This window comes from Natrinema sp. CGMCC1.2065, assembly GCF_051225675.1.
Lineage (GTDB): Archaea > Halobacteriota > Halobacteria > Halobacteriales > Natrialbaceae > Natrinema > Natrinema thermotolerans.
Map to the genome: position 1 here is coordinate 1 of NZ_JBPJSJ010000043.1, position 1,417 is coordinate 1,417.

Annotated in this window: 1 rRNA gene; it reads right to left on the bottom strand. The window is 60.1% G+C overall.

The features are described 5' to 3' along the window. Positions 1 to 122: 122 nt before the first annotated feature. Positions 123 to 1,417, bottom strand: a 16S ribosomal RNA gene (locus ACSBP4_RS19595); the annotation flags it as partial.

Sequence of the window (1,417 nt, forward strand, 5' to 3'; positions counted from 1 at the left end):
GTTAGCCTTGGTAGTTCAAAGGTGCCCGATCGGCCACGACGTGGCTCGATCGAACGTGAAACCACGTGGCGCAAAGCGCCACGAGTTAAGGTGGGCCGGGGCAGCGCCCCGGTCCCGGTCTGTGGAGGTGATCCAGCCGCAGATTCCCCTACGGCTACCTTGTTACGACTTAAGCCCCCTTGCGGAGCCCAGATTCGACCGGCGTTGCGCCGGCCTCATCCGGACCCCACTCGGGTGCTTTGACGGGCGGTGTGTGCAAGGAGCAGGGACGTATTCACCGCGCCCTTCTGAGGCGCGATTACTACCGAATCCAGCTTCATGAGGGCGAGTTTCAGCCCTCAATCCGAACTACGACCGAGTTTCGGAGATTAGCGCCCCCTTTCGGGGTTGCATCCCACTGTCTCGGCCATTGTAGCCCGCGTGTCGCCCAGCACATTCGGGGCATACTGACCTACCGTTGCCCGTTCCTTCCTCCAGTTTGGCACTGGCAGTCCTCCTAATGTACCCAACCACCGCTAGGTGTTGCTGGCAATTAGGAGTGCGGGTCTCGCTCGTTGCCTGACTTAACAGGACGCCTCACGGTACGAGCTGACGGCGGCCATGCACCTCCTCTCAATGGCTCCAGTAAGGTCATCAACCTGACTTTCACTGCACATTGTCGATGCTGGTGAGATGTCCGGCGTTGAGTCCAATTAAACCGCAGGCTCCTCCGGTTGTAGTGCTCCCCCGCCAATTCCTTTAAGTTTCATCCTTGCGGACGTACTTCCCAGGCGGTCTGCTTCACGGCTTCCCTGCGGCACAGCACAGGCTCGTAGCCTGTGCCACACCTAGCAGACATCGTTTACAGCTCGGACTACCCGGGTATCTAATCCGGTTCGTGACCCGAGCTTTCGTCCCTCACCGTCGGATCCGTCTTCCAGAGGCGCTTTCGCCACCGGTGGTCCGTCCAGGATTACGGGATTTCACTCCTACCCCGGACGTACCCCTCTGGTCTTCCGGTCCCAAGCCATGCAGTTTCCACCGGACGCCCGCGCGTTAAGCGCGCGGATTTCCCGATGGACTTGCACGGCCAGCTACGGACGCTTTAGGCCCAATAATAGCGGTCATCACTCGTGCTGCCGGTATTACCGCGGCGGCTGGCACCGGTCTTGCCCAGCACTTATTCCGCGACCACCTTACGGTCGCAAAAAGCGAGGACTATATGCCCTCGCACTTGGAGTCCCCTTATCGCACTTTCGTGCAGTGTAAAGGTTTCGCGCCTGCTGCGCCCCGTAGGGCCCGGTATCTTGTCTCAGATACCGTCTCCGGGCTCTTGCTCTCACAACCCGTACCGATTATGGGCACGGTGGGCCGTTACCCCACCGTCTACCTAATCGGCCGCAGCCACATCCTATGGCGCCGGAGCGTTTCGGATTCA